The following is a 22719-nucleotide window of genomic DNA, read 5'->3' as shown; positions in this document are numbered from 1 at the left end:
TTAGAAGGTCTGACCGTGGATCATCGCGAGATGATCGGCGACGGGGCCGAGGGCGAGGCTGGGCAGGAAGGTCAGGCCGCCCACGACCAGCACGATGCCGATCAGCAGGCCGGTCCAGAGCGGCCCGGTGGTGGGGAAGCTGCCGGCCGTTTCCGGCGTGTGGCTCTTGGCTGCCAGCCCGCCCGCAATCGCCAGCATCGGCACGATGATGAAGAAACGGCCGATCCACATCGCGACCCCCAACAGGCCGTTATAGAAGAGCGTGTTGGCGGCGAGGCCGACAAAGGCCGACCCGTTATTCCCGACCGCGCTGGTGAAGGCGTAGAGGATTTCGGTAAATCCGTGCGGCCCCCTGTTCAGCGGCCCGGCGAGGCCCGCCTGCGTGACGCTGGCGATCGCGGTCATGCCCAGGATCACCAGCGGCAGCACCGCGATGGCCAGCACCGCGAGCTTCACCTCGCGCGCCTCGATCTTCTTGCCGACATATTCGGGCGTCCGCCCGACCATCAGCCCGGCGACGAACACCGCCAGGATGGCGAACAGCAGAAAGCCGTATATGCCCGCGCCGACGCCGCCGACGACGACTTCGCCCAACTGGATGTTGAACAGCGGGACCATCCCGCCCAACGGGGTGAAACTGTCATGCATGGCGTTGACCGCGCCGCAGCTGGCCGCTGTGGTGACGACCGAGAAGAGCGCCGAGGCCGCAATGCCGAAGCGCACCTCCTTGCCCTCCATATTGCCACCCGTAGCGCCGATGCCATGCAGGATCGGGTTGCCGGCCGCTTCCTGCCAATAGGTGATGGTGACGCCGATCAGAAAGATCGTCAGCATCGCCGCCAATATCGCCCAGCCCTGCCGGGTATTGCCGACCGCCTTGCCGAAAGTGAAGGTCAGGCCCATGCCGATGACCAGGATCGACAGCATCTGGACGAAATTGGTCAGCGCGGTCGGATTTTCGAACGGATGGGCGCTGTTGGCGTTGAAGAAACCGCCGCCATTGGTGCCCAGCATCTTGATCGCTTCCTGGCTGGCGACCGGGCCGAGCGCCAGCGTCTGCTTCACGCCCTCCAGAGTCGTCACATCGACCGATCCTGCCAGCGTCTGGGGCACACCGCTCGCGATCAGGAATAGCGCGTAGAGGATGCACAGCGGCAGCATCAGATAGAGCGTCACCCGCGTCATGTCGGCCCAGAAACTGCCGATCGTCGTGGCGCTCCGCCGGGCGAAGCCACGGAACAGCGCGAAGGCGAGCGCGATACCGGTCGCTGCCGACAGGAAATTATGGATCGCCAGGCCCAGCATCTGCGACAGGTTCGACAGCGTCGATTCCCCCGCATAACTCTGCCAGTTGGTGTTGGTGGTGAAACTGATGGCGGTGTTGAACGCCAGATGTTCGCTCGTGCCCGCAAAGCCCATCGGATTGAGCGGCAGCCACCCCTGCAAGCGCAGCACCGCGTAAGTGAAGAGCGCCAGCACGAGGTTGAACAGCAGCATATGCACGGCATAGCGCCGCCAGCCCTGCTCCTGCGCCGGGTCGATCCCCGCCAGGCGATAAAAGCCCCGCTCGACCGGGCCGAATACCGTATGCAGCGGCGTGCGCCGCCCTTCATACAAAGCGAATAGCCACAGGCCGACCGGCTTCGTGAGCGCCAGCAATATGCCGACAAAGGCCGCGATCAGCAGCCATCCTTGGAGGGTCATGTCGTCCCTCCCCCTAAAAGCGTTCGGGCCGTGCGAGCACGGCGGCGAGATAGGCGAGAAGGCCTAGCGCAGCGATCGCTGCGAACCAGAGGTCTAGGGTCATGATGGCTGTCCCCTCATACATGGTCGCAAAGCGCGACATAGCCAAGGCTCGCCGCCGCCAGCCCCAGGGTGAGGCCGATCCAGAGGATGTCCTGCATGAAAATTCTCCCGCACGCCGTCGCCGCGGAAGGCGGCAGGATCGGCTACGGGACGTCAATTAGGCGGTCGGCGCGGTGGAATGCGAGAGGAGGAGCGCGTCGCCCGCATAGTATTTGCGTATGATTTTATGCGTCAGGCGCAGGCCGCGCCTTCAGGCGTAGGTGCCGGGGCCGATGCGATGCAGCGTGATCGGCGGATGGTCGGCCGCATGGACGCGCGCTTCGGCGATGACGGCCAGCGGATCGACCGCGCGGCTGAGCAACAGGCCGCAGCGGTCCGGCCCTTCCCAGATCACTGTGCCGCATACTTCCAGCCCATCGGCGATCAGCGTGACCCGCTCCCCGAGCGTCGGGAGCCAGGTTCCGGCGACGAGCGCCCCATAGATGGAGATATTGCGGATGGTCACAGGCTGGCTAACGCCATCCCAGTGCAACATTCCGCCGACTTCCGTAGCAAAGCGACTTTCGCGCCTGCGTTCGACCCGCGCCCGATAGGAAATGCTATCCATCGCCATCTCTCCCGGTATGCCCCCCGGAGTCAGGTCATTTTCGGCGGGCGAAGTTGCGAAAAGACTAAGCCGGCTGGTTAACGATCGGTTGGCCGCAAAGGGGCGGACCTTGCCCGCCCCGGTCAATTCAGGCCAGCGCGCCGTGGCAGTGCTTATACTTCTCGCCCGAACCGCAGGGGCAAGGGGCATTGCGGCTGATGTCGAGATTGGCGAACTCGCCGGGCTGGCCAGTACCCACTGGCGCACGCGGGATCGTGGTGGTGAGGCCGCCAAAGCTGCCGCCGTCGATGTCGGCGCTGTTATCCTCGCCCGAAAACGGATCGATATGAGTGGTGATAAAATCGGGCAGCACCGGCAGGTCGAACTGCGGCATGGGCGCTTCATCCATGCGGAACTGCACGCGCGCGATCGATCCGGTCACGTCCTCGCGGATATTCTCCAGCATCCGTTCGAACAGGGCGAAGGCTTCCTGCTTATATTCGTTGATCGGCGTCTTCTGCGCATAAGCGCGTAGATGCACCACCTGGCGCAGCGCGTCGAGCGTCGAGAGATGCTCCTTCCAATGATGGTCCAGGCTCTGGAGCAGGATCGACTTCTCGATCATGTGCCAGTCGGACGAGTCGACCTCCCTGACCTTGTCCGCGACGGCGTCGTCGGCCATCGCCGACAGCCGCTCCTCGATCAGTTCGGGATCGACCGCATCCTCGGCAAGCCAAGCGTCGAAGTCCGGCTCCAGGCCCAGTATCTCGGCGGTGCGAGCCTTGAGCCGGTCCATGTCCCATTGTTCGGGATAGGTGCCGGGCGGGCAAGATGCGCCGACCAGGTCGTTCACCGTCTCACGGCGCATGTCGGCGACCACGTCGTCCACCGTATCGGCATCCATGATGTCGGCGCGCTGCTCGTAGATGACCTTGCGCTGGTCGTTCATGACGTCGTCATATTCGACGACCTGCTTGCGGATATCGTAATTGCGCGCCTCGACCTTGCGCTGCGCCGTCTCGATCGCCTTGCTCAGCCATTTTGACGGGGGCAACGCCTCGCCATCCTCCAGGTTGGAGCGGATCATCTTGGCGAACATCGTATCCGGGCCGAAGATGCGCATCAGGTCGTCGTCAAGGCTGAGGTAGAAGCGCGACAGGCCCGGATCGCCCTGACGGCCCGAACGGCCGCGCAACTGGTTGTCGATACGGCGGCTTTCGTGGCGCTCGGTCGCCAGCACGAACAGGCCGCCCGCCGCCAGCACTTCGGCCTTTTCGGCGGCGATTTCGGCGCGGATGCGCTCGATCGCGGCGTCGCGCTCCGGCCCTTCGGCCATGTCGCGCAATTCGTCCTCAACGCGCAGTTCCAGATTGCCGCCCAACTGGATGTCGGTGCCGCGACCCGCCATGTTGGTGGCGATCGTCACCACGCCCTTGCGGCCCGCCTGCGCCACGATATGCGCTTCGCTCTCATGGAAGCGGGCGTTCAGCACCGCGTGGGGCACGCCGTCCTGGTTGAGGAACTCAGACAGCATTTCCGACTTTTCGATCGACACGGTGCCGACCAGCACGGGCTGGCCCTTCTCCGCATGTTCCTTGATCGTGCGGGCGATGCCGCGGAACTTGTCCTCGATATTCTTGTAGAAGCTGTCTTGTTCGTCCACCCGCTGCACCGGCTTGTTAGTCGGGATGGTGACGACGTTCATCTTGTAGATTTCGTAGAATTCGGTCGCTTCGGTCGACGCGGTGCCGGTCATGCCCGAAATCTTGGGGTACATTCGGAAATAATTCTGGAAGGTGACCGACGCCAGCGTCTGGTTCTCCGGCTCGATCTGGACGCCCTCCTTGGCTTCCACCGCCTGGTGCAGGCCGTCCGACCAGCGGCGTCCGTCCATCATACGACCGGTAAATTCGTCGATGATGACGACCTTGCCATCCTTGACGATATAATCGATGTCGCGGCGGAACATCACCACGGCGCGCAACGCCTGGTTCACATGATGCACGACCTGCGTATTTTCAAAATCATAGAGGTTGCTGCCCTGGAGCAGCCCGGCGGTTTCCAGCAGACGCTCGATTTTCTCGGTGCCGTCCTCGGTCAGCGTGACGGTGCGCTGCTTTTCATCCTTCTCATAATCTTCATCGACCAACTGCTTCACAATCGCGTCGACCGCGACATACAGTTCCGACTTGTCGTCGGTGGGGCCGGAGATGATGAGCGGCGTGCGCGCCTCGTCGATCAGGATCGAATCGACCTCGTCGACGATCGCATAGTTGAACGGCCGCTGGACCATCGACGCGCGGTCATATTTCATATTGTCGCGCAGATAGTCGAAGCCCAGCTCGTTGTTCGTCGCATAGGTGATGTCCGCGGCATAGGCTTCGCGCCGCTGGTCTTCGCTGATGTTCGGCACGATGACGCCGGTGGTCAGACCCAGGAAGCGATAGACCTGGCCCATCCATTCGCAGTCGCGACTGGCCAGATAATCGTTCACGGTGACGACATGCACGCCCTTGCCCTCTAGCGCGTTCAGATAGGTGGCGAGCGTCGCGACAAGCGTCTTGCCCTCGCCCGTGCGCATTTCGGCGATTTCGCCGCGATGGAGGACCATGCCGCCCACCATCTGCACGTCGAAATGCCGCATCCCCAATACCCGCACGCCGGCTTCCCGCACCGTGGCGAAGGCTTCGGGCAGGAGCGCGTCAAGCGTTTCGCCATTGGCCAGCCGTTCGCGGAACTTCGCCGTCTGGCCGACCAGTTCCTCGTCGCTCATGGCCTGCATCGCCGGTTCGAAGGCGGCGATCTGGTCGACGGTCTTGCCCAGCGACTTCACATAGCGTTCGTTGGACGATCCGAAGATGGACTTGGCGAGTGCGCCGAACATGCGATTTCCTAATTTCGTAAGGGGCACGAACCCCCTCATCAGGAGCGCGCGCGGATATGCGCCGCGATTTAGGCACGGCACATCCTTTAGTCAATCAGACTGCGGCTTAACCCAGTCTGTCGCTGGGCCGTCACATAATCACGCCAGTGGGTATTAGTCAGGGGGCTTTGAACGGGCGGTGGCGTCATGCCAACGCGAAGGCTTTGCACTTCGCGCAAGCTGCGCCACAAGAGCGCGACAAGAGCAAGGGTCGCATAGTGTATCGTTCAATCGTCCTGGCGCGCGCGCCCAGCAGCGCTCTACCGGTCGCCACGCTGGTGGCGATGGCGCTGATCCTCTGGTTCGGCCTGACCGCGATCGCGACTCCGTTCGACCATGACGAAAGCCAATATGTCGCCGGCGCCTACTTTGGCGGTCGCCTGCTGATCTTCCACGATTTTCTGTATCTTCAGCCGCCTTTGCATAGCTGGACCTTCGCGCCGCTAACCTTGCTGTTTCCCGATCATATGGTCGTGGCGATGCGGCTGGCCACGGCTGCCACCGCCCTTTGCACTGTTGCAACTCTGTGGGCGGGCCAGCGTATCGCGGGCATTTCGCGCGATAGCGCCGCAATCGCAACCTTGCTCGTTGGGGCGACCGCCGCCTTCCAGTTCACCGGCGCGGTGGTGCGCAACGACATGCTGCCGACTTTGCTGTCGTCCATGGCGCTGCTTGTCAGCCTGCTTGCGCTGCGCCATTGCACGCCCCGCTATTGGTTCGCGGCCGGATCGCTGTTCGGCCTCGCCATCGCGACCAAGCTGAATTTCGCCCCGCTGGGGCTGATGACCGGCCTGTTCGTCATCAGCGCGGGCGGCCGTTGCGGCCTGCGCGCCGCCTGCTGGCTGGCGGTGGGCGCGATGGCGGGCATGACGCCGATGCTGGTCGCCTGGGCGCTGGCCCCGGACGCCTTCTTCTATGGCGTGCTGACCTTCGGCGCGACCGCGCCGCACGCCTGGTACGCCGCCAACGGCGCGTTCGATGAACTGGCGACGATCGAAAAGCTGACCGACCTGCTCAAATATCTGTGGAAGGGACCGGCGCTCGCCGCCTTGCTCCTGTTGTCGGCCAACTGGATCATGACCCGTCGGCGTGTGCGCTCGCCCGGACGGCGGCTGGCGATCTGGATGACCGGGGGCGCGTTGATCGGCGCGGCGCTGCCCACGCCGTCGCAGGTGCAATATGTCATGCCCCTGTTGCCGCCGCTGGCGTTGGCGCTCGGCTATCTGTTCGACGACGCACGGCGCTGGTCGTTCGCGCCGCGTCAGGCGCTGCTCGGCCTGCTTTGCCTCGCCGCGATTCCCGGCATGTTGGCGGCCACCCGGCATGTCGTGGCGATGCTGCGGACGGGATCGCCGGTGCTGGAGGCGGACGCCGCCGCGCGCTGGGCCGGGGCGAGCGTGCGCGCCATGGGCCGGGGGGACGACGTCGCCACCCTGTCGCCGCATATGATCTTGGGCAGCGGCCTCACCCTCGACCCGCGCTTCGCCACTGGCCCTTTCGCCTGGCGCACAGGCTGGACCATGGGACCGGTGCTGGCGCGGCAGGTCCATGCCATGATCCCGGCGACGCTGCCCGACATGGACCGCGATCCGCCCGCCGCCATCCTGACCGGCTATGAAGGCGGCACCCGCAAATTGCCACTCCGCCCCGATGACCCACTGGTCGCCTATGCCCGCCAGCGGGGCTATCGCATGGTGGCGATGCCGGATGGCGTGGGGCGTTTATATCTCCGCGCGCCAGAACTCCTGGTGTCGCGGAAAGATTGACCCATGCCCGATTTTGACGCATTTCGCGCGCCATGACCGACCGCTCCCCCCTTGCTCCCGCTTCATTCCCGAATCTGCCCGCCATCGACGGCGTGACGCTGCGTGTCGCCCGCGCGCGATACAAGAATTGGGATCGCTGCGACCTTACCTATGTCGAGCTGGACGCGGGCACCGCCGTTGCCGGCGTCACGACCCAGAGCAAATGTCCCTCGCCCGAAGTCGAATGGTGCCGGGACGCCATTCCGCTTGGGCAGGCGCGCGCGCTGGTGGTCAATGCCGGCAACGCCAACGCCTTCACCGGCCATCGCGGCCGCGCCGCGGTGGAAGCGATCGCGGCCAAGGTCGCCAATCATCTCGCCTGCCTGCCATCGGACATCTTCGTCTCCTCGACCGGGGTGATCGGCGTGCCACTGCCGATCGACAAGGCCGAAGCCGGACTGGAAGCCGCCTTCACCGCCACGCCCTGCGGCTGGGAAGAGGCCGCGACCACGATTGGCACGACCGATACCTATCCCAAGGGCGCGCATGTGTCGGCGATGATCGGCGGCACGCGGGTCGAACTGGTCGGCATCATCAAGGGATCGGGCATGATCGCGCCCGACATGGCGACGATGCTGGGCTATATCTTCACCGACGCGGCGGTCGATCCGGCCCTGTTGCAACAGATGCTGTCGGCGGCGAACCGCAAGAGCTTCTCCTGCATCACGGTCGATAGCGACACGTCGACCAGCGACACCGTGCTGGCCTTCGCCACCGGCAAGGCGGGCCATGCGCCGATCGCCAGCATGGACGATGCCGGGGCGGACGCCTTCCAGGCGGCGCTGCAAGACCTTTGCCGCCAACTCGCCCATCTGGTGGTCCGCGACGGCGAAGGTGCGACCAAGTTCATCGACATCATAGTCGAAGGCGCGGACAGCGACGCCAGCGCCCATCGCATCGCCCTCTCCATCGCCAATTCGCCGCTGGTGAAGACTGCGATTGCCGGCGAAGACGCCAATTGGGGCCGCGTCGTCATGGCGGTCGGGAAGGCAGGCGAACCCGCCGACCGCGACACACTGTCGATCCGCTTCGGCGCGACGCAGGTGGCGACTGGCGGCCTGGCGGTCGAGGGCTATGACGAAGCCCCGGTGTCGGCGCATCTCAAAGGACAGGACATCCAGATCGGCGTCGACCTGGGGCTGGGCGAAGGCCGGGCGCAGGTGTGGACCTGCGACCTGACCCACGGCTATATTTCGATCAACGCGGATTATCGCAGCTGATGCTGGAACTGCATGATCCCGTCGTGGCGCTGATGCGATCGGTGGGCCGCGACATCGTCATGCCGCGCTACCAGAATCTGGCCAGCGACGAGATCAGCGAAAAGGCGACGAACGATTTTGTCACCATCGCCGACAAGGAAAGCGAAACGCGGCTGGCTGAAGGCTTGTCCGCCCTCCTGCCCGAAGCCGGGATCATCGGCGAGGAAGCCTGCGCCGCCGACCCGGCGATCCTCGACCGGGCGGGCGAAGGGCTGAACTGGATCATCGACCCGATCGACGGCACCGGCAATTTCGCCGCGGGCAAATCCCCCTTCGGCATCATCATCGCACTAGTCGATGGCGGCGCGACGCTGGCGGGCTGGATACTCGATCCGCTGACCGGGCGGCTATGCCATGCGATGCTGGGCGGCGGCAGTCATGTCGATGGCAGCCAGGTGCAGGCGCGCGAAACGGGCGGCGCGCTGCCAATCGCGGCGCTGGCGACCTTCTTCATGTCGGCCGAGGAACGCGCCGACATGGTGCGCAGGTCGGAGGCCAGCTTCATGCTGGTGGACATTCCCCGCTGCGCCGCGGAGCAATATCCGCGGCTGGTGCTGGGGCAGAACGACGTGTCGGTGTTCGCGCGGACCTTGCCCTGGGATCATGCGGCGGGCACTTTGTTCGTTAACGAAGCGGGCGGCTGCTGCCAGCGCACCGACGGCACGCCCTATGTCGTGGGCGACCTGCGACGCGGGCTGATGGGCGCATCCTCGCCCCGGCTGTGGGACAAGGCGGCGGCGACGCTGTTCGGTTAGAAGGATATGCGATGCTGACGATCTGGGGCCGGTTGAACTCGCATAATGTGAAGAAGGTCGCCTGGTTCGCGGACGAGATCGGCCTGCCCTATGTCCGCCACGATGTCGGCGGCGCGTTCGGCATGAGCGCGGACTATCTGGCGAAAAACCCCAATGCGCTGATCCCCACGATCGAGGATGGCGACGTCATGCTGTGGGAATCCAACGCGATCCTGCGCTATCTGGCGGCGCGTTACGCCCTTGGCTTGTGGCCCGCCAATCCGGCGGAGCGGGCGCAGGGCGACAAGTGGATGGACTGGCAATTCGCCTTCGCCGACGCCCAGCGCGACGCGTTCCTGCAATTGGTGCGGCGCAGGCCCGAACAGCGAGATGGACAGTTGCTGGCCACGTCTGCGGCGGCATCGGGCGTGGCCATGAAAATCCTCGACCGCACGCTCGCAGTGCAACCATGGCTTTCAGGTGTCGCTTTCGGTGTCGCGGACGTGCCGATGGGCGTCTATGCCCACACTTTCTTCACGCTCGACATGGAACGGCCCGACGTGCCGCATGTGCGTGCCTGGTACGATCGGCTGCGCACGCGACCGGCCTATGCCCAGTCGGTGATGATCCCGCTGACATAGGGCCGGCTGTGCCGGTCGTGCCAGACCGTTCGGCCCGGCACGACCGCATGAGCATTAGAGAACGCTTTCGATCCAGCCCTTGAGCGCGCTCTTGGGCGCGGCGCCGACCTTGGTCGCGGCCGCTTCGCCATTCTTGAACAGGATCATCGTCGGAATGCCGCGCACGCCATATTGGCCCGGCGCATCGGGATTTTCGTCGATGTTGATCTTGGCGATCGTCACCTTGTCGGCCAGTTCTTCGGAAATTTCTTCCAGAGCCGGGCCGATCATCTTGCACGGCCCGCACCATTCGGCCCAGAAATCGACGAGGACGGGCTTGTCCGAATTAATGACGTCATCCTGGAAGCTGAGGTCGGTAACTGCCTTGGTGGCCATGAGTATCTCCTTATGTTGCAGCGTATCTAGGACGGGTGCGCATCCCGCTCAACGGGTGAGAGCGGCAAATTCTCCTGCGCGGGCAGATAGTCGGGCTTCTGCGCCGCAAACGGCGCGAGGCCCGGCTTGTGCGCCGCCAGCACCGCGGGCGGCAGGATGATCAGTCGCGGCGCGCTGGTGTAGAGCAGCCCCGCCTCGATCGTCCGGTCGGGGAAGATCACGCCCAGCGCCGCGACATAGGCGGCCATCTGCCGGATATGGGCGGTTGGCACTTCTGCCAGGGTCAGCGGCGCGATCCGCCCGGTCTTGAAATCGACCAACTGGATGCGATCCGCGCCGATAGACAGCCGGTCGACGGTGCCGGCGATCACCGCCTCGCCCACCACGGCCGCGATCGGCGCTTCGGCCAGCGCATCGGGGCCGAACAGGGCCGCGAAATCCGGCGCTTCGATCACCCTGATCGCCTGGTCGATGAGGTCATGGCGCTGCGCCGCATCGCCCACGCCCTGCTGGACCAGCCAGCGATCCGCCGCATCGCGTCGCCGCTCGGCGGACAGGTCGGGCAGCCGTTCAAACAGCGCGTGGAGCCAGCGCCCGCGTTCGGCCGCGGCCCGCATCGCCTGCGTCGGTGGCGGATAGGGCATGTCATCCTCTACCGGGGCGGACGGCGCGAGCGGCCGGGGCGGGCGCGATTCGGCGGGGGCCGGTTCGCGCAGCCATGCGGGCTGGACGACCGGCATCGATGCGCGCGCCTCTTCCCCCTCCGCCTTGCGCGGTTCCAGTTGCTCCGTCCCGCGCCAGCGGCGCACCCCGCCCCACAGCGGATCGGCCTCCCAGTCTGTACCCAGCGATATCATCGCCCCTTCGACCGCCGCATACCAGCTTTCCGGCTTCACCTCCCCCTTGGCGCGGGGGCCGAGCGATCCGGCGACCACCAGCTTTTCTTCCGCGCGGGTCAGCGCGACATAGAGCAGCCGCCAATGCTCCTCCCGCTCCACCTGTGCGGCCGCTTCGGCGACGTCGCCGATCGGCCCCTGCCGTTCGGCCTTTCGCGGGGCCAGGATCGGCAGGCCGTTCCACAGCAGCGAGTCCGACCGGTTGCTCGCATCGGGGTCGAGGCAGGCGTCGGCCAGGATGACGATCGGCGCCTGCAAACCCTTGGCGCCATGCACGGTCAGCAGCCGGAGCATGTCGCCCTGCGCCGCGGCATCGCGGACGATCTCCACCTCGCCCCGGTCGAACCAGTCGATGAAGCGCTGGAGCGAGGGATGATCGTCGCTTTCGAACGCAAGCGCGGCGTTCAGCAATTCCTCGATCGGATCGGCGGCCTCGGTCCCCAGCCGCTCGACCAGCCGCCGCCGCCCGTCCATATGCCCCGACAATATCGCCTCCAGATAGCGATAGGGCGTGGTGAAATCCGCCACCGCCAGCAGATCGCGCAGCGGTTTTAGCGTAGCATCGTCCATCGTCTGCTGGAGATGTCGCCACAGACCCGCACCGATCTTGCGGCCGATCAGCCGCACCATCAGTTCGTCCTGCGTCCAGCCGATCAACGGTGATACCAGCAGGGACGCCAGGTTCAGCTCATCTTCCGGCTGCACCGCAAAGCGCAATGCGGCGAGCAGGTCGCGCACGGCCAGCGGCGCGTTGAGCCGCAACCGGTCGATCCCGGCCACCGCCACCTTCTCCTCATAAAGCCGCGCGACGATAAGCCGCGCCAGTTCGCTGCGGCGGCGCACCAGGATCATGATGTCGCCCGCGCGCACCGGCCGCCCCCGGCTTTCGAGCATCAGCCCATCGTCGATCCACTGCTTGATCTGCCGCGCGATCTTGCCGGCCAGCACCCGCTCCTGATCGGCCGCCCAATCCTCCTCGCCTTCCGCATCTTCCGACAGACCCGCGACGACGGGCTTCCACAATTGCACTTCACCCGGATGCCGATTGGCGCTGACATGGCGCACCTCACCCGCGTCCATACCCAGCCGTTCGGCGCGCAGCGTGGCGATGGTGCGGTCCACCACCTCCAGCACGGCGGGCGTCGAGCGAAAGCTCTGGTCGAGCGACAGGTTGAAGAAATCATGCCCAGCTTCATCTGCATATCGCGAAAAAGCTATGCGGGCCGCGCGAAACTCGGCGGGACTAGTCCCCTGAAAGCCGAAAATGGCTTGCTTGAAGTCGCCGACGGCGAAAACAGTTCTGACTTTGTCGCCCTTTGCGCCTTCGCCAGCGAAGAATTCGGACGTCAAAGCGGCTACAATCTGCCACTGTCGGATATTGGTGTCCTGCGCCTCATCCACCAATATATGGTCGATCCGCTGGTCCAGCTTGTAACGAATCCATTCGGCGATGCCGGGCTGTTCCAGCAAGGCGGCGGTGCGCGCGATCAGATCGTCGAAATCGACCGCGCCGGCCAGCCGCTTGGCCTTGGCATAATCACGCGCATAGGCCCGCCCGGCATGGAGCGCCTGACCCAGCAGCGCGGCGTAGTCGGCGCGCAACTTCATCGCGATCAGCGCGCCGCACCTGTCGTACAGCCGCGCCGCCATCTCGATGTAACCGTCGATCGGCGGCACCCAGCCCTTGGCGTCGATCAGGTCTCCGTCCGCCTTGCTCCAGGCACGATGGAGATCGCCCAGCGTCGCCGCCCGCCCGGCCGGATCGAGCGCGCGCCACGCAGCGATGCGATCGCACCGCTCCAGCCCCCGGCCCTTGCCCCATTCCACATTGGCGCGCACGATCCCGTCCAGCGTGCGCATGTCGAACATCGTGTCAGAACATTGGTCGGCAAGCCATTGATCGATATCGCCTTCGGGCAGCTCCAGTTCCTGCGCCAGCCAAGGCCCGATCGCCTCCGGTAGCGCATCGAGCGCGTCGCCCGTCGCCGCGCAGCGCAACAGAAACTGTTCGGCCCCGCCCTCGCCCAAGCGCAGGCTGATCGCCTGCAATGCGCCGATCAGCGCTGCGTCGTCCCCGTCATGCGCACGCACCGCCATGTCGGCCAGCGTCTGGCGCGCCAGGCTCGATTGTTCGCGCTGGTCGAGCGGGCGGAAGCCCGGCGTCAATTCGGCCTCCAGCGGAAAAGCGGTCAGCAATTGCTGGCAAAAACCATGGATGGTCTGGATGCGCAGCCCGCCGCCGGTCGATTCCAGCACTTCGGCGAACAGACGCCGGGCATAGTCGCGCGCCTCAGGCCCGGACTCTTCGTCCAGCGCCTCCAGGTCGTTGAACAGGTCGACCTCTTCCATCTGCACCCAGGCGGCGAGGCGATCGTGAATACGGTCGGCCATTTCCGCCGCGCCCGCCTTGGTGAAGGTGAGGCAGAGGATATTTTCCGGCCGCACCCCTTGCAGCAACAGGCGGAAGACGCGGGCGGTCAGCACATGGGTCTTGCCGGTGCCGGCCGATGCCGACAGCCAGACATGCCCGTCGGGCGCGGCGGCGCGCGCCTGATCGCCGAGCAATTTCTGAAGCGCGCGGGTCTTAGCCATCGTCGCGGCCATACCATTCCTCCAGCCGCATCAGCTGGTCATAATCGCCATAATTGGCGACTTCGGGGTTGATCTCCGCGCGGAAAGGGGTCGTGCCAAGCAGGAAAGCATCGGCCATCGCTTCGAAATGTTCATGGGCGTGGGCGGTGAACTGGTCGGTGACGATCTTGTCGCGCTTGCCCAGCGCATCGACCGGCCGTTCGCGATAGCCGAACTGATCGCCCTTCTTGGCGAGCGACCAATATTCGAAATCGCCCGCTTGCGGCCGTGGTCCCAGCCCCTCGAACCCGCCCAGCTCCGCGATGATGCCGAGCAGCCCCAGTTGCAGCGAAAAGCCCGCCTTGACCTGCCGCGCGCTGGGCGGCTTGCCGGTCTTGTAATCGATGATGCCGATACGCCCGTCGGCCAGCCGGTCGATCCGGTCGGCCTTGCCCATCAGCGTGACCCCGGCGATGTCGGCCCGCCCTTCCTTCTCCACCGCCAATATGGCGCGCCCCTCCGCCTTGTCGCTGGCGACCTGCGCCGCGATCCAGCGGATCGCCTCGATCAGGCGGGGTTGCCACAGCGCTTTGAGCAAGGGATGAACTTCGGGCTGGTCGAACATGGCGCGGGCGCGCGCTTCCAGATCGGCGGGGTCGAACGTCCCCGCCTCCGCCCAGCGCTGAAGAATGTCGTGGACCGCCGTGCCGCGCCACGCCGGTCCGGCATCGGCATCCACCGGATCGAGCCGATTGAGGCGCAAAACCCGCTTGGCGTAGAAGGCATAGGGGTCGGCCTTCAGCCGATCGACATCGGTGACCGGGATAACATTCGGCCGGACGGAAGCGGGCGGCGCGGGCGCGGGACGGTCGGCGGGACTATGCCGGCCCGGCGCGTCGATCGCCTGCGCCAGCGCCGCATAGCGGTCCGCCGTCTTCCATTGCGGCCCAGCCATCGCCTTCAGCCGCAGCCAGAAACGCGACGCCACCGCCGGCCCACCGCTGCCCCGCCGCGCGCGGGTGATGAGGACATGCGGCGCGCCCAGCGCCCCTGCGAAATCATGCGCGGCCAGGCCGATGCGCGTCTCCAGCCCAGGCAGCCCCAGTTCGCGCCGGATGCGCGGGGCGAGCCAGGGATCAGGCGAGGGCAGGCCCGGCCATGTGCCTTCGTTGAGGCCGCCCAGGATCATGAGGTCCGCCTGCATCAGCCGCGCCTCGATCAGCCCCAATATGCTGATGCGCGGATGGCCGCCCTGGGGAGGGCGCACCGATACGCCGCCCAGCATATGGTCGAGCAGCACCGGCAGCGCGCGCGGATCGGCCTGCCGCGGGCCTTCGGGCGCGGCGGCTTCCATCTCGGCGAACAGGTCGGCGGCGGCATGGCCCTGATGACCGGCCCAGACGGCATCGTTGGTCAGGACGCCGGCCTGTTCGCGCAGCGCCGCCAATTGTCCGCTCAGGTCGGCAGCAGCGGCAAAGGCGCTTTCCAGCGGCTCCAGCAGCGCACGCGCCGTCGGCCACCAATCGCGCACCTGCTCGCGCAACACTCGCTGCCGGTCGTCCGCGCGCGGATGCAGCAGCAGGTCGATGCCGACCAACCCCGCCTGCGGCCGCGGCCCGCGCAACAGCAGGTCGAGCGCGCGCACCCCCTCCAGCCAGGCCAGCCGGTCCTCGCCCCGCATCACCAGCGGATGTTTGAGCAGGGTCAGCAAAGCCACCGGCGCGAACCGCTCCGCCACTGCCTGCGCCATCGCGATTAATAAGGTGCCGGATGGCAGGCGCGACAGCGGCAAGCCCGCCGAATCGTCCGCTTCGATGCCCCAGCGCCGCAGATGCGCCGACACCCGCGTCGCCAGTTGCCGGTCGGGCGTGACCAAAGCGGCGGTGCGTTCCGGCGTCTCCAGCGCCTCGCGCAGCGCGATCGCGATGGCCTGCGCTTCCTCGCCCGGCGTCGCCACTTCCAGCGCCTCTACCCCCGCTAGCGATCGGTCAGCGGTCTTCAGGTCGCGCCAGCGACTCGTCAGCCTGGGCGGCAACATGGCGTTGGAGATATTGCGCCCACGCACCGCCCGCGCATCATGCTCGCTGCCCCAGCGCCATGACGCGACATCGTCCCGCGTTGCGCTCATGCGGTCGAGCAGGCGCTTGAGCGCATATTGGGGATGGCTTTCATGGCCCTGAGGCGCGCGGCCCGTGATCGGATCGGGATCGAACGGCCCGATCGCCTGCCACGCATCATCGTCCATATGCTGGTCGAGGCCGGCGAACACCACCATGCCCTTGGGCATCGTGCCGATCCGCCGCAGCAGGTTGGCGACGGCGGGCGCGGTGGTCGACAGGCCCGCCGCGACGACGAAGCCTGACGGCGGATGGTCCTTCCAACGCGCCGCCAGCCGATCGAACAGCCGGTTGCGCCGGTCCGCCAGGTCGATGCATCCGGTCCGCGCCAGTTCGCCGGGCCAGCGGGCGATCAAAATTTCGAACATCGTCAGCGACGTCTGCCAATGCTTTGACAATTCGTCCGACAGCGCCAGCGTGCGCAACGCCGTCATCGGCACGCGCTCCACCTGCATCTGGTCCAGCACCGCGCCCAGCGCCTGTCCCAGCAGCAGCGCCTGTCCGGCATCGATACCCGGCTGCGCATCCTGCACCATGCGCGCCAGGATCATCTGGCGGCGAATCGGCGCGATCGCCGGCGGGACGGGGTCGGCCTCCCCCAGCGGGTCGAGCGCGCCGCCCACCTGTTCCCCCAGATCGGGGTCGCCGATCGCGACCAGCCGGGGTAGCAGCAGCCCACCGCCCGATTGCCGGACGAAGGCGTCGCTCACCGCCCGGACCGCGCGGTTGTTGGGCAGCAGGACCATGGCCTGCGCCAGCGCCATGCGATCACCGCGATGCTGCGCCAGCAATCCCGCCGCCAGCGCGTCGGCGAAGGCGCGATGCGCGGGGATCGTGAAGAGCGCGGGGCGCGTCTTCTCACCCATGAGCGAGCATCGACTCCACCACCGGAATGGCCTGTGGCGTGCCGACGTCGAACCAGAGGCCCTGATGCGACACGCCATAGAGCCGCCCAGCCTCGATCGCGCGGTTCCAGAAGATATTGGTGGAAAACATATCGCCGGGCGGATTGACCAGCATCGACGGCGACAATATCTGAACCCCGGTAAAGACAAAGGGCGCGACATAGGCGGTGTTGCGCCGGCTCAACCGGCCATTGGCATCCATGTGGAAATCGCCCGGCCCAGTGTGGCAATTGGCGCGCGCCAGCGGCACCAGCAGCAGCAGCGCGTCCATCCGCTCCGGGTTCCATATCCGCTGCATCATGGCCAGCGTTTCCTGCGGCCCGTCGATCCACAAATTGTCGCTATTGGCGCAGATGAAGGGCTTGTCGCCCAGCAGCGGCTTCGCCCGGATCAGGCCGCCGCCGGTTTCCAGCAGCTTGGCCCGCTCGTCCGATATGGCGAAATCCAGCCCGCATTTCCGCGCTTTCAGATGCGCTTCGACCGTGTCGGCCAGATAATGGACGTTGACCACAACCTTCTTGATACCGCCCGCTTCCAGCCGGTCGAGCGCATGGTCCATCAACGGCTTGCCAGCCACCTTCACCAGCGGCTTGGGCCGGGTCGCGGTGAGCGGACGCATCCGCTTGCCCAGCCCGGCGGCCATCAGCATGGCGGTGTCGATCATGCGGGCGCGAACTCTTGCAGCGCGTCATGGCGCTGGTCGGCAGGGATGTTGGCGGCAAACCATGCGGCGACGGGCGCCAGCGCCGGATGGGTCAGGTCACGCTCCAGCAATCCCCACATGCGCGGCAGGAAAGAGAGGTAGCGCGGCTTGCCATCGCGCTTCCACAGCCGGGTGAAGATGCCGATGATCTTGGCATTGCGCTGCGCACCCAGCACCGCATAGGCGGCGTCAAAATCGGCGGGCGGGTTGGCGATCGCCTTATAATGGGCCAGCATCGCCGCCTCGACCTCGATCGGCACATCGCGCCGGGCGTCCTGCAACAATGATACCAGATCATAGGCCGGGTGGCCCGCCAGCGCATCCTGAAAATCGAGCAGGCCCAGGCCATGCGAAGAGTCGCGATCGATCAGCATGATATTTTCGGCATGATAATCGCGCAGCACCGTCACCGTCGGGCTGATCGACTGCTCCACGAGCGGCAGCACCGCGTCCCAGGCGCTGACATAGCCATCGGCATCGACATCCAGCCCGATCGCCGGGCAATACCATTCCGTCAGCAACCCGACCTCGCGCTGATAGACGGCCCGGTCATAGGGCGGCACTTGCGCAGCGGGCAGGCGATGCAGGTCGGCGAGCAGGTCGATCGCACGGGCGTAGGTCGCCCGTTCCTCGGCCGGATCGGCGTCCAGATGTTCCTTGACCCGCAGGTCGCCGAAATCCTCGATCAGAACGAGGCCCTGCTCCAGATCGCGCGCCAATATCCGCGGTGCGGCGAAACCATCGGCCAGTAGATGTTCGGCGATGGCGATGAACGGGCGCGGGTCTTCATGCGGTGGCGGCGCATCCATCAGCACGGCGCGACGGCCGCCGTCCAGCACGCGAAAATAGCGGCGGAATGACGCATCGCCGGCGAGCGGTACGATGGCGGCGTCACTCCATCCCGCGTCGGCGAGGAAGGCGGGCGCGGCGGCGGGTGGGATCATATCTGTGACCATCGCTCCGTCCAAGCGTCCGGCACGTCCGCTGTCAAGCGCCGCGCGTCATCGCCTGCAAAGTCGATGCTCAACCGCAGGGCGTGGGGCCACAGGGCATCGCCCAGCCGGTCGGGCCATTCGATGATGAGGAGACTGTCCATCAGATAGTCGCCCAGCGCCAGTTCCTCGGCTTCGGCCGCATCGTCCAGCCGGTAGAGATCGACATGCGCAACCGGCAGGCGCACCTCCGGCACGTCATAGGGCTGGACGATGGCGAAGCTGGGACTGGGCGCTTCGCCATCCAGCCCCAACGCTTCCAGCAGACCGCGCGCCAACGTCGTCTTGCCCGCGCCCAGCCCGCCTTCCAGCGCGATCACATCGCCGATCCGCGCATGGCCGGCGATCCGCCGGCCCAGGTCCAGCATCGCCGCTTCACCGTCGAGGTGCACGACCGCTTCAGCCACGCGGCAGTTCGATCACGGCCATGGTCCCCTGCCCGGCTTCCGACACCAGTTGCAACGTGCCGCCATGCGCTTCCGCCAATTGCCGCGCCAGCGGGAGGCCGATCCCCGCCCGGCCGCCGTTGCGCGCCTGTCCCGCGCGCGCCGCCGGATCGAAGATCGCCGCCTGCTGCCCGGCCGCAATGCCAGGGCCATTGTCCGACACGACGATCCGCGCCTTGTCAACCACGCCGTCTCCATGAAGGAGGATGCGGGCGCCCTTGCCGCAATAGCGGATCGCATTTTCCAGCAGATGATCGATCGCTTGGCCGATCCGCCGGGCGTCGCCCTGAACCGCGCCCAGACTGTCCTGCAACGTCATGTCGATGTCCATGCCCTTGGCGGTTGCATCCATCATCATCCGGCTGGCGCTGGCCCGCACCACGGTGGTCAGGTCGACGCGGACATGATCGATCGGCAGCGTACCGACTTCGCCCTGGGTCAGGTCCAGCACATTGTCGATCAGCATCGACAGGCGGGCCGTACTTTTGAGGATGCCATCGACGTATTCGGCGGCCGACGGGCTAAGTTCCCCCGCATAACCTGCGCTCATCATCTCGGCGAACCCGGAAATGGTCGTCAGCGGGGTGCGCAGTTCATAGCTCATATTGGTGACGAAGGCGGTCTTGACCTTGTCCGCCTGCTCCAGCGCCTCGTTGCGGTCGCGCAGCACCTGCTCGACCCGGCGGCTGTCGGTGACGTCCAGCATGGTGAACAGCGCATTGCCATCGGGTAGAGGAATTGCAGCGAACTCGAAGATGCGCCCGTCTGCAAAGCCGACATGGCCCATGCGCTGCTTGCGCTCGACCGTCGCCGCCCGCACCAGTTCGCGCACCAGATTGGCCTGTTCCGGCTTCGCCAGCTTCGCCTGTACCGCACGCATCAGATCGTCGATGCGTGGGTGGCCGGCCAGCAACTCCTCATTCGCGCCCCATATGGTGCGGAAGCGGCTGTTCCACATCTGCAACCGCCCGTCGGACGAGAAGACGCCGATCGATTCGAACAAATTGTCGAAGGTCGCGGTGCGGACCCGCAACAGCGTGTCGCGGGCGCTCGACAGATTGACCTGCTCCGTGCGGTCCTCGAAGATCAGCAGCAGGCCACCATCGGGAAGCGGCTGGGCGTAGACGCGCAAATGGGTGCCGTCCTGCAGCAGCCAGTTTTCCTCCAGCGGCGCAGGCGACAGGAACCACTGCCGCCGTTCCGCGCGCCAGGCGGGGAAGTCGCGATGTTCGGGCAATCGCCGCGCATCGCGCATCTGGTCCAGCACCCGCTCGAACGGCGGGGCGTCGGCCAGCGCATCCTGATGCAGGCCGAACAGGCTGATGAAGGGCTGGTTCCAGAAGCGTAGCGCCCGATCGTGGCCGAAACGCGCCACACCGGCCGACAGGCGGTCGAGCAGGTCGCGTTGCGCCGCCTCCAGCCGCCGATGTTCGACCCGCGCCTGTTCCAGTTCATGCTGATCGACGGCATAGCCGGCTACGCCCGCGGCCCCCAGCGGGACATCGACCACGCGCATCGTGCGCCGTTCGCCATCGATCGTCGCGGGCACCATTCGTTCGACCGGCTCGTCGCGGGCGATCGCATCGGCCGCGGCGGCTTGCGGCGTCAGGCCGGCAACGGTTTCGACCAGTTCGGCGCCATGGGCGATGACATCGCCCGCCCCCTGCCCGTCGACCGCGCGGACATAGGCGCTGTTGACCAGGCTCAGGCGCAAATCGGGGGTGCGGTGCCACATCGGAAACGGCGCAGCCTCGACCAGCCCCGCCAGCGCCTCCAGCGCGTCGCGCAATTGCTCGACATGGCCACGCAACGACTGGATTTCCGCCTGGCTGTCGGTCGCGTCGAAAATCCACAGGATGACGCCGCCGCTCTCCGCGATGCCCGGTCCCGCTGGCGCGCCGCGCACCAGCAGCAGGCGCGACGATCCAAGGCCCCGCACCGGCAGGGCGAAACTCTTGCCCGCGCGCTGGGCCGAAGCGATCTCCTGCGCCAGCGCCGTCGCGTCTTCCGGCTCCAGCCCGCCATCGGGCGCGGTCAATTCGGACGCGAAAGTCGGGACACGCGGCTTACCCAGCCATTTGGCCAGGCGATCAGCCGCTTCCAGCCGCCCGTCGGGGTGGATGATGATCGGCGCGGCGGGCGCGGACGCCAGCAACATGGTCAGCCGGTCGAGCTTACCCTGGGCATGGGTGCCCTCGCGCCGCATCCTCTGGCCGCTGACGAGCGCCCATACGGCCGCGCCCAGCCACCCGGCCAACACCCCGCCGAAAATGATCGCGGCATAGGGGGACAATGTCGTCATGACATAACCCCTCCGGCCCGTCGCACCTGCATGTCCCTGTCCATAAGTCGATCCCGACTATCCCAAGTCGGCGGCAGCGGGAAGCGCGCGATGCAAAGATTTCGGTTGGACGGAATGAAAAAGGGGGAGGCGTCTTCGCCTGCCCCTTTCGATGTCGCTTGCGGGCCTCTCGGCTCAGTAGCGGTAGTGATCGGGCTTGAACGGCCCTTCCACCGGCACGCCGATATAATCGGCCTGGCGCTGGCTCAGCTTTGTCAGCTTCACACCCAGCTTTTCCAGATGCAGTTCGGCGACCTTCTCGTCCAGATGCTTGGGCAGGACATAGACGTCGTTGCCATACTGCTCGCTCTTGGTCCACAATTCGATCTGCGCCAGCGTCTGATTGGTGAAGCTGGCCGACATCACGAAGCTAGGGTGGCCCGTGGCGTTGCCCAGGTTGACTAGGCGGCCCTTCGACAGAACGATGATCTTCTTGCCGTCGGGAAATTCGACTTCGTCGACCTGTGGCTTGATCTCGGTCCATTTCATGTTGGCCAGGCCGGCAATCTCGATCTCGCTGTCGAAATGGCCGATGTTCGACACGATCGCCATATTCTTCATCGCGCGCATATGATCGACGGTCAGCACGCCTTCATTGCCGGTCGCGGTGACGAAGATGTCGGCGCGCGGCGCGGCCTCTTCCATCGTCACGACTTCATAGCCTTCCATCGCCGCCTGCAACGCGCAGATCGGATCGACTTCTGTCACCAGGACGCGCGCGCCGCCGTTGCGGAGCGAGGCCGCCGACCCCTTGCCGACATCGCCGAAGCCCGCGACGCAGGCAATCTTGCCCGCCAGCATGACGTCGGTCCCGCGACGGATCGCGTCGACCAGCGATTCCTTGCAGCCATAGAGGTTGTCGAACTTCGACTTGGTGACGCTGTCGTTCACGTTGATCGCCGGGAAGGGCAGCTTGCCCTTCTTGGCCAGTTCATACAGGCGATGGACGCCGGTGGTGGTCTCTTCCGACACGCCCTTGATGGCGGCGACCGTCTTGGTCAGGAAACCGGGACGTTCGGCCAGCACCCGCTTGAGCACCGAGCAGAAGATTTCCTCTTCTTCGTTCGTCGGCGTGAACAGCTCTTCACCGGCCTCGACCCGCGCGCCCCACAGCGCGAACATGGTGGCGTCGCCGCCATCATCCAGGATCATGTTGCAGACGCCGGATTCATCGCTGTGCCAATCGAAAATGCGCTCGACATAGTCCCAATATTCCTGGAGCGTCTCGCCCTTGATCGCGAAGACCGGTACGCCCGAAGCGGCGATCGCGGCGGCGGCATGGTCCTGCGTCGAATAGATGTTGCAGGTCGCCCAGCGTACCTGCGCGCCCAGCGCCGTCAGCGTCTCGATCAACACGGCGGTCTGGATCGTCATGTGCAGCGACCCGGTGATGCGCGCGCCTTTAAGCGGCTGCGACGGACCAAATTCCGCGCGCAACGCCATCAAACCGGGCATTTCGGTTTCGGCGATGTCCATTTCCTTGCGGCCAAAGCCGGCAAGGCCGATGTCGGCAATCACATAATCCTGCGCCTGAGTGGCGGGTGCGGTGGCCACGAGCGTATCTCCGTCAGCTTAGAATGGAACCCCGCCAGCGACATGCCGAGCGGCGGCGATGCGAT

16 protein-coding genes are annotated in these 22719 nt (G+C 65.9%); 4 read left to right on the top strand and 12 right to left on the bottom strand.

Translation table 11 applies throughout. The annotated features are described in order from the left end of the window. From kdpA to secA, 4 genes are all read right to left on the bottom strand, one after another. On the bottom strand, positions 1-1704 hold the full coding sequence (kdpA, locus tag V473_RS07320) for a potassium-transporting ATPase subunit KdpA (protein WP_066602050.1): 1704 nt from the start codon (positions 1702-1704) through the stop codon (positions 1-3). A gap of 13 nt (positions 1705-1717) precedes the next feature. Further along, positions 1718-1807: a potassium-transporting ATPase subunit F gene (locus tag V473_RS07315; protein ID WP_082679110.1), complete on the bottom strand. Its 90-nt coding sequence runs from the start codon at positions 1805-1807 to the stop codon at positions 1718-1720. Positions 1808-2056: 249 nt separating this feature from the next. Continuing rightward, positions 2057-2413 carry a PilZ domain-containing protein gene (locus tag V473_RS24255; protein ID WP_066605272.1) on the bottom strand — a complete coding sequence of 119 codons (357 nt, stop codon included), beginning with the start codon at positions 2411-2413 and terminating at the stop codon, positions 2057-2059. A gap of 127 nt (positions 2414-2540) precedes the next feature. Continuing rightward, entirely contained in the window at positions 2541-5276 is a 2736-nt protein-coding gene (gene secA / locus V473_RS07305) for a preprotein translocase subunit SecA (RefSeq protein WP_066602045.1), read from the bottom strand. Between the two features lie 257 nt (positions 5277-5533). Between secA and V473_RS07300 the strand changes: the two genes are divergently transcribed. Genes V473_RS07300 through V473_RS07285 form a run of 4 tightly spaced genes read left to right on the top strand, consistent with a single transcriptional unit; the run spans position 5534 to position 9754 of the window. Next, positions 5534-7081: an ArnT family glycosyltransferase gene (locus V473_RS07300; protein WP_244884347.1), complete on the top strand. Its 1548-nt coding sequence runs from the start codon at positions 5534-5536 to the stop codon at positions 7079-7081. A 32-nt stretch (positions 7082-7113) separates the two neighbouring features. Then, positions 7114-8340, top strand: a complete 1227-nt coding sequence (argJ, locus tag V473_RS07295; protein ID WP_066602043.1) for a bifunctional glutamate N-acetyltransferase/amino-acid acetyltransferase ArgJ — start codon at positions 7114-7116, stop codon at positions 8338-8340. Continuing rightward, positions 8340-9134 carry an inositol monophosphatase family protein gene (locus V473_RS07290; protein WP_066602041.1) on the top strand — a complete coding sequence of 265 codons (795 nt, stop codon included), beginning with the start codon at positions 8340-8342 and terminating at the stop codon, positions 9132-9134. Before argJ ends, V473_RS07290 begins: the two co-directional genes overlap by 1 nt. An 11-nt stretch (positions 9135-9145) precedes the next feature. Then, positions 9146-9754, top strand: coding sequence for a glutathione S-transferase family protein (locus V473_RS07285; protein ID WP_066602038.1), 609 nt, complete (start codon positions 9146-9148; stop codon positions 9752-9754). 54 nt (positions 9755-9808) lie between these two features. Here V473_RS07285 and trxA read toward each other — a convergent pair whose 3' ends face one another. The 8 genes from trxA to ahcY all read right to left on the bottom strand — a co-directional run bounded on the left by trxA (position 9809) and on the right by ahcY (position 22654). Further along, the gene (trxA, locus tag V473_RS07280; RefSeq protein ID WP_066602036.1) at positions 9809-10129 is read right to left on the bottom strand and encodes a thioredoxin TrxA; all 321 of its coding nucleotides are present in this window, start codon (positions 10127-10129) and stop codon (positions 9809-9811) included. Positions 10130-10155: 26 nt separating this feature from the next. Beyond that, the gene (gene addA / locus V473_RS07275) at positions 10156-13629 is read right to left on the bottom strand and encodes a double-strand break repair helicase AddA (protein WP_066602033.1); all 3474 of its coding nucleotides are present in this window, start codon (positions 13627-13629) and stop codon (positions 10156-10158) included. Next, positions 13610-16579: a double-strand break repair protein AddB gene (gene addB, locus V473_RS07270; RefSeq protein ID WP_066602031.1), complete on the bottom strand. Its 2970-nt coding sequence runs from the start codon at positions 16577-16579 to the stop codon at positions 13610-13612. The genes addA and addB overlap by 20 nt, the downstream gene beginning before the upstream one ends. Beyond that, positions 16572-17282 carry a nucleotidyltransferase family protein gene (locus tag V473_RS07265; RefSeq protein ID WP_066602029.1) on the bottom strand — a complete coding sequence of 237 codons (711 nt, stop codon included), beginning with the start codon at positions 17280-17282 and terminating at the stop codon, positions 16572-16574. Before V473_RS07265 ends, addB begins: the two co-directional genes overlap by 8 nt. Next, entirely contained in the window at positions 17279-18265 is a 987-nt protein-coding gene (locus V473_RS07260) for an aminoglycoside phosphotransferase family protein (RefSeq protein WP_066602027.1), read from the bottom strand. The genes V473_RS07265 and V473_RS07260 overlap by 4 nt, the downstream gene beginning before the upstream one ends. Next, on the bottom strand, positions 18262-18681 hold the full coding sequence (gene tsaE / locus V473_RS07255) for a tRNA (adenosine(37)-N6)-threonylcarbamoyltransferase complex ATPase subunit type 1 TsaE (RefSeq protein WP_408021507.1): 420 nt from the start codon (positions 18679-18681) through the stop codon (positions 18262-18264). Before tsaE ends, V473_RS07260 begins: the two co-directional genes overlap by 4 nt. A gap of 31 nt (positions 18682-18712) precedes the next feature. Continuing rightward, the gene (locus V473_RS07250) at positions 18713-21061 is read right to left on the bottom strand and encodes a sensor histidine kinase (protein ID WP_066602020.1); all 2349 of its coding nucleotides are present in this window, start codon (positions 21059-21061) and stop codon (positions 18713-18715) included. 174 nt (positions 21062-21235) lie between these two features. Continuing rightward, positions 21236-22654, bottom strand: a complete 1419-nt coding sequence (gene ahcY, locus V473_RS07245) for an adenosylhomocysteinase (protein WP_066602017.1) — start codon at positions 22652-22654, stop codon at positions 21236-21238. Positions 22655-22719: the final 65 nt, after the last annotated feature.

It is taken from the genome of Sphingobium cupriresistens LL01, from assembly GCF_001046645.1.
In the GTDB taxonomy this organism is placed as follows: Bacteria; Pseudomonadota; Alphaproteobacteria; order Sphingomonadales; family Sphingomonadaceae; genus Sphingobium; species Sphingobium cupriresistens.
Note: the sequence above shows the minus strand (reverse complement) of the source record. Positions and strands in the feature narration are given on the sequence as shown.